7 protein-coding genes and 1 pseudogene are annotated in these 5,059 nt (G+C 45.0%); 7 read left to right on the forward strand and 1 reads right to left on the reverse strand.

Going from position 1 to position 5,059, the window contains the following annotated elements; genetic code table 11:
* Window positions 1-186, reverse strand: a pseudogene (locus tag H6F92_RS25510) (IS4 family transposase); the annotation flags it as partial.
* A 118-nt stretch (window positions 187-304) separates the two neighbouring features.
* On the opposite strand from H6F92_RS25510, the gene H6F92_RS00685 reads away from it, so the two are divergent.
* The 7 genes from H6F92_RS00685 to H6F92_RS00715 all read left to right on the forward strand — a co-directional run bounded on the left by H6F92_RS00685 (window position 305) and on the right by H6F92_RS00715 (window position 4,751).
* The gene (locus H6F92_RS00685) at window positions 305-571 is read left to right on the forward strand and encodes a Pvc16 family protein (RefSeq protein ID WP_265795874.1); all 267 of its coding nucleotides are present in this window, start codon (window positions 305-307) and stop codon (window positions 569-571) included.
* 290 nt (window positions 572-861) lie between these two features.
* Window positions 862-1,155 carry a DUF433 domain-containing protein gene (locus H6F92_RS00690; protein ID WP_190356435.1) on the forward strand — a complete coding sequence of 98 codons (294 nt, stop codon included), beginning with the start codon at window positions 862-864 and terminating at the stop codon, window positions 1,153-1,155.
* Between the two features lie 210 nt (window positions 1,156-1,365).
* Entirely contained in the window at window positions 1,366-3,219 is a 1,854-nt protein-coding gene (locus H6F92_RS00695) for an eCIS core domain-containing protein (protein ID WP_190356436.1), read from the forward strand.
* A gap of 150 nt (window positions 3,220-3,369) precedes the next feature.
* On the forward strand, window positions 3,370-3,654 hold the full coding sequence (locus tag H6F92_RS00700) for a BrnT family toxin (protein ID WP_190356437.1): 285 nt from the start codon (window positions 3,370-3,372) through the stop codon (window positions 3,652-3,654).
* Window positions 3,629-3,877: a BrnA antitoxin family protein gene (locus H6F92_RS00705; protein WP_190356438.1), complete on the forward strand. Its 249-nt coding sequence runs from the start codon at window positions 3,629-3,631 to the stop codon at window positions 3,875-3,877. Before H6F92_RS00700 ends, H6F92_RS00705 begins: the two co-directional genes overlap by 26 nt.
* Window positions 3,878-4,387: 510 nt before the next feature.
* Window positions 4,388-4,543 (forward strand): hypothetical protein, encoded by a 156-nt coding sequence (locus H6F92_RS26670; protein WP_323670473.1) that lies wholly within the window; start codon window positions 4,388-4,390, stop codon window positions 4,541-4,543.
* Complete coding sequence (locus H6F92_RS00715) at window positions 4,524-4,751, forward strand: Txe/YoeB family addiction module toxin (RefSeq protein ID WP_190356439.1); 228 nt, start codon at window positions 4,524-4,526, stop codon at window positions 4,749-4,751. Before H6F92_RS26670 ends, H6F92_RS00715 begins: the two co-directional genes overlap by 20 nt.
* Window positions 4,752-5,059 lie beyond the last annotated feature (308 nt).

The raw sequence follows: 5,059 nt of genomic DNA on the forward strand, positions 1-5,059 counted from the left end.
CTTAAGAAATCTCGGCAAATTCCGTCTTCTACTTTCAAAGGTTATCGGTTGCGGGAAAAGAGCGGCCAGTTTCTCTAGTTGGACTATCCGATGACTTTGTAAGAGCAGGATTACTATCTGTAAGGTCAAATAGCTCGCCTCGCTAAGGTTTGCCTGTAAGCAAGCCTGATAGAATGAAGGTAACATTTTTAATTTTTGAGTGGTTGTCCTAACCACTCTATTTCTTTAGGGGGTCGTTTGGCTAGACTCCCCGCTCTATCTAGCTTGTAGCCCCTCTGTCACCCCTTGAACTGAAGAACATCGACTGTTAGGCAATATTTTGCAGACCTTATTGAGCTATCCAATTTTGCCAACGGAAGTCCTCAAGGGGCAAATAGCCAATCAATCTCTACCTCTCCGCGCCTGGGTTTCCCAACCTGAACGCACCCCGAATGCTTGGGATTTTTGGGGGGCGCTTGACGGACGAATGAAAGCAGGGATTAGCTATATGGTGACAGTTGCAGTTGAACCCTTTGCAGCGGTTGAGGTTCGTTTGGTAACAGAAAAAGTTCTCAAAGTCGAGCCAAAGTAAGTAGTTAAGCTGTTGCATATTAGACCTCTCCAGAAAAGATTTTGATAGGCTCGTAGTAAGGGCTTCAGCCCTTATGTTGACAATTGTTGGAGAGGTCTATTTAAACATTGTTAATAATTTACAGAGTAATTGCTGATCTTGTCGGGTACGTTAATGAAATGTAACGCACCGAATTAATGCTTATTTATTTCCCCCAAAATATCTCAATTTTTGACAAAAGCGCTTGATTTTCGCTGCGTTACGCTACCATAAAATAACAGAAGATCTTGACAATCCCTTGGAGAACCCCCTTGGCAACACTGACCGACATTGGCAAACTGATCGCCATCGATCCCCATAATAATCGTCCTGTACTCGCAGGAACAAGAACATCTGTTCGGAAAATCGCCGGTTTATATAACCAAGGTAACAACGCCGAAGAGATAGCTAGAAGATTAAATCATTTAAATATCACTCAAATTTATGCAGCATTAACCTATTATCACGCTAATAGAGAGGAAATAGAGCGAGACATAGCAGCCGAACAAACTGCCTATCAAGAACTCGCCAAACAACATTATCAACAAAAACAACTCATAGAATGACCAAAATTCGTCTGTATTTAGATGAAGATACACTTTTATAAAATCCATACTAATTGGATTGATAACAGACAAAATCATTCAGGAATTATTTTAGGGGTTCAAAACTATTCCATTTTTGTGCTAGACTAATAATATAGTAGCCAAAGGGCATGAGGAGAATTTTCATTTCCTTGGAGAAACTGTCAGACTACTTTTGATATGAGGTGTGCCATGCGCGATCGCCAATCGACCCCCGACACCAAATCCCAGCACTCCCAGCCGACCAAGGAACGGGAAACCCAGAGGACAACTGCTCAAGAAGATGCCCTGGTGACTCAACAAGACCCCTTGGTACAGACCATCAGTCGGATGGGGAGTCCTCCCTCGGCCAAAGTTCACGCTAACTTGCTCAGTCGGGCAACCTCAGACTACCCCGCCCGCGGCCGCCAACTGATGCTTCAGATGCAGCGGCAGTACGGCAACCGCTACGTCCAACGGGTAGTGGAACTGTCTCGCCAAGGACCGAGAGAAACCGAAGCCACCCCAGAAGTGGAAGCAGCAATTGAACAGACACGGGGTGGGGGGCGATCGCTCGATGCTGGCATCCAGCGGCAAATGGAATCCGCTTTTGGCACCAATTTCAGTGGGGTGCGCGTCCATACCGACAGCACGGCTGATGCTCTCAATCAATCCCTCAGTGCTCGTGCCTTCACTACAGGACAAGACATCTTTTTCCGCCAAGGGGAATACAATCCCGGTAGTTCCAGTGGCAAGGAATTACTAGCCCATGAGTTGACCCATGTGGTGCAGCAAACAGGGACTGTGCGCGGTAAATTGGCGATCGGGGAAGCAGGCGATCGCTACGAACAGGAAGCGGACAAGGTAGCCTCGGAAGTCTTACAAAGACTCGATGCGCCAGCATCGGTACAGCGACAGGAAGCATTGACACTCCCTAAGTCGCTTGAAAATGAAGCGGACCTGATGAGCGCGCGCTCCCTGACAGCGGGTCTAGACCGCCCAACCATAAGACTGGATTCGTTGGCGAGTATACCACGGCCGCTCCAGGGCAAATTCTTCGAAAAAACCGGTACAACATATGTCTGGCATAACGAAGAGCCGGATGATCGTTACCACCGCCTACCAGAGACGCGCCGCTACTATGACTATGGTGTTTTAAACCCCCTCAACATGATCTATGGCGGCTATCCCGTATATACCCGTCAAGCGGTCGATCGTTCCCATAATCCTGTCCATACTGCAGACTGGTCGGATGAAGAAACTCAAAAGTTGAGAGCCGTCTTTGCGGCGATCCAAAACACACCATACGAGGGGATACTAAATTATATCGAACACCGTATCATTGGTACTCTTGGGGTTGAAGTCCTTGCTGCGTTCTCCCGTGGCGCTCACATCATCTTCAACGACAACGGTCAGGTCTATCGTGACCTGTTCGATATCGCTGCACCAGTTGCCAAGCTTCGACCACAGACCTGGGGCGAGTGGTTTTGGGGCACAGAGGTTGAAACAACGCCCGAAAATCTAGCTCCATCGAGCAAGGGTGGTGCGGGAATGGGGGCACGCCGACCGGAACGTCGTGAGACTTCCCATTATACAGCGGATGCGTTGCCGCAACTCGGTATCGATCTGCCGAATCCATTGACCGGCCACATCCTGATCGGCCGGGTCCCGCCTGCGAGGGGGGTAGCCAGCCGTGCCGCAGGACATACTTTCATCCAAACCGAGATGTACGGTTTTAAGACCGTCTATGACCATTACATCGGTCATGTCGAGGGCTTCTTTTGGAACTTTGTCGCCTCGTATCAAAGCGGGCTTGTCGGCTACTGTAAGTACAGCGAGAAGAAACAGATGGAGATCCGGGAGCAGGATAATCCCCATAAGTCCGTAGTACAAGGCAAGTTTGTCGCCTCACCAATCTTCGCCGCACCATTGCAACTGAAATCGAGGCAGACAATGCAAGCAGCACCCAGACCCGTGCTGCAAAGGAAGATCAGTTTTGATGACGAGAGTGTCGTGCTTGATCTCAAGGACAACGAGAATGCGAAACCGAGAATTCGCCAGCAGTAGCTCTTGTAGGGTGCGTTCCCTGATGCAACTCTTGTGACTCTATGATTCAGATATTGGGAACGCACCAGACCCATTTGGTGAATAAGGCGATCGCGCTTCCTACCTTATAAGACAACTTATCGATTTTGTATATATATTTTGTAGATGCTGATGGAATTTGAATGGGATGAAAACAAAAATCGACAGAATCAACAAAAACATGGGATAAACTTTGAAGAAGCCAAAGAAATCTTTCAAGGGATTTACTTCACTGCGATCGATGACCGTTATGACTATGGAGAAATACGAGAGATCGGTATCGGTACCATCCGAGGTACTGTGATCGTCACCGCGATCTATACTGATAGAAACGGCAAAATCCGCCTAATTTCCGCCCGAAAAGCCACACCCAAAGAAAGGAAACAATACAATGACTATCTCCGACGAACGACTTAAACAAATCGAAAATATCCCCGACTCGGCCATAGATACATCTGATATACCCGAACTCGACGATCATTTCTGGTCCAACGCCACACTGGTCAAACCCATCACGAAAAAAGCCATCTCGATTGGGATAGACGAAGATATTTTGGATTGGTTTAAAAGCCGAGGTAAAAACTATCAAACGATGATTAATACCGTTCTGCGTTCCTATGTCGAGCATTATCAAAAGTAAACTAATACAAATTTAGTGCGATCACCGACGAGTGTAGCTCTTGTAGGGTGCGTTCCCTGATGCAACTCTTGTGACTCTATGATTCAGATATTGGGGACGCACCAGGCCCATTTGGTGAATAAGGCGATCGCGCTTCCTACCTTATAAGATAACTTATCGATTTGCTTAAGCGAAACCCAAGGAAAATGAGGAAAAAGCATGAATGCGATCTCGATTAATCAATTTACCAATAATATCCAAGACTTTATTAAACAAGTCATTGAGGGCTCTTCGTTACTTGGTATGGTTCGATAGGGAGGCATAAATCGACTAAATCCTTATCTGGCAGGAGACTTAATTGATTAGTTCGCTCTAGATCGAAAAGAATTGACAAAAATCGCTAAATGCCTTTCTATATAAGGGTTCCATCCCTTATAACCCCCGTCCATTGCATCACACAAACCGAAGAGCCTCATTGAGCAACATACTCCCCTTAAAATAACCTCTCAAAATGGAGAAGATTTTATTATTATTAGTGCTGAAGATTGGGAACAACAAAAAGAAACCTTATTTGTTTTGCAAAATAGTGAATTAATGCAACAAATTAAGGACTCTCTCGCTACTCATAGCCAAAATAAAGGTTACATTCTTAATCAAGAACAACTAAATGAGAACCTTAATATTTGAAGGAAAAACATGGGAAATTTACGAAGAATTGCGACAAAAAGATAAAGCTTTACATAAAAATCTTTGTAAACTTCTCAAAGAAATATTGAGAGACGATCCTACCAAAGGGACGGGAAAACCTGAACAATTAAAACATAATTTATCAGGTTTTTGGTCAAGAAGAATCTCTCAAAAAGATCGTCTAATTTACAAATTTGATGATAAGTAGGGTCTGCTGAAAAAGTCGCTCAAGGAATTATGCTATTAAGTGCCAATAATTTGTCGCCCAAGTGATAAGTTTTACTTTGGTAAAACGGCTTTTAACATAATTTTTATTAACTGGAGTTTAGACTAACAGGGGACGATCGCTACGAGGAAAGGGCGATCGCTAGGACGAGAAGGTGATCGCTAGGACGAAAGGGCGATCTGGGGGCGATGACAGATTTGTCCCAATAATTTATCGTTCATAAAGTCACAAAAAAAGGGAAAATAAAAAAGTAAAACAATTAACATTTATTCCCTAGATGAATAATAACA

Origin of the sequence: Microcystis wesenbergii FACHB-1317, assembly GCF_014696875.1 — a bacterium.
GTDB lineage: Bacteria > Cyanobacteriota > Cyanobacteriia > Cyanobacteriales > Microcystaceae > Microcystis > Microcystis wesenbergii_A.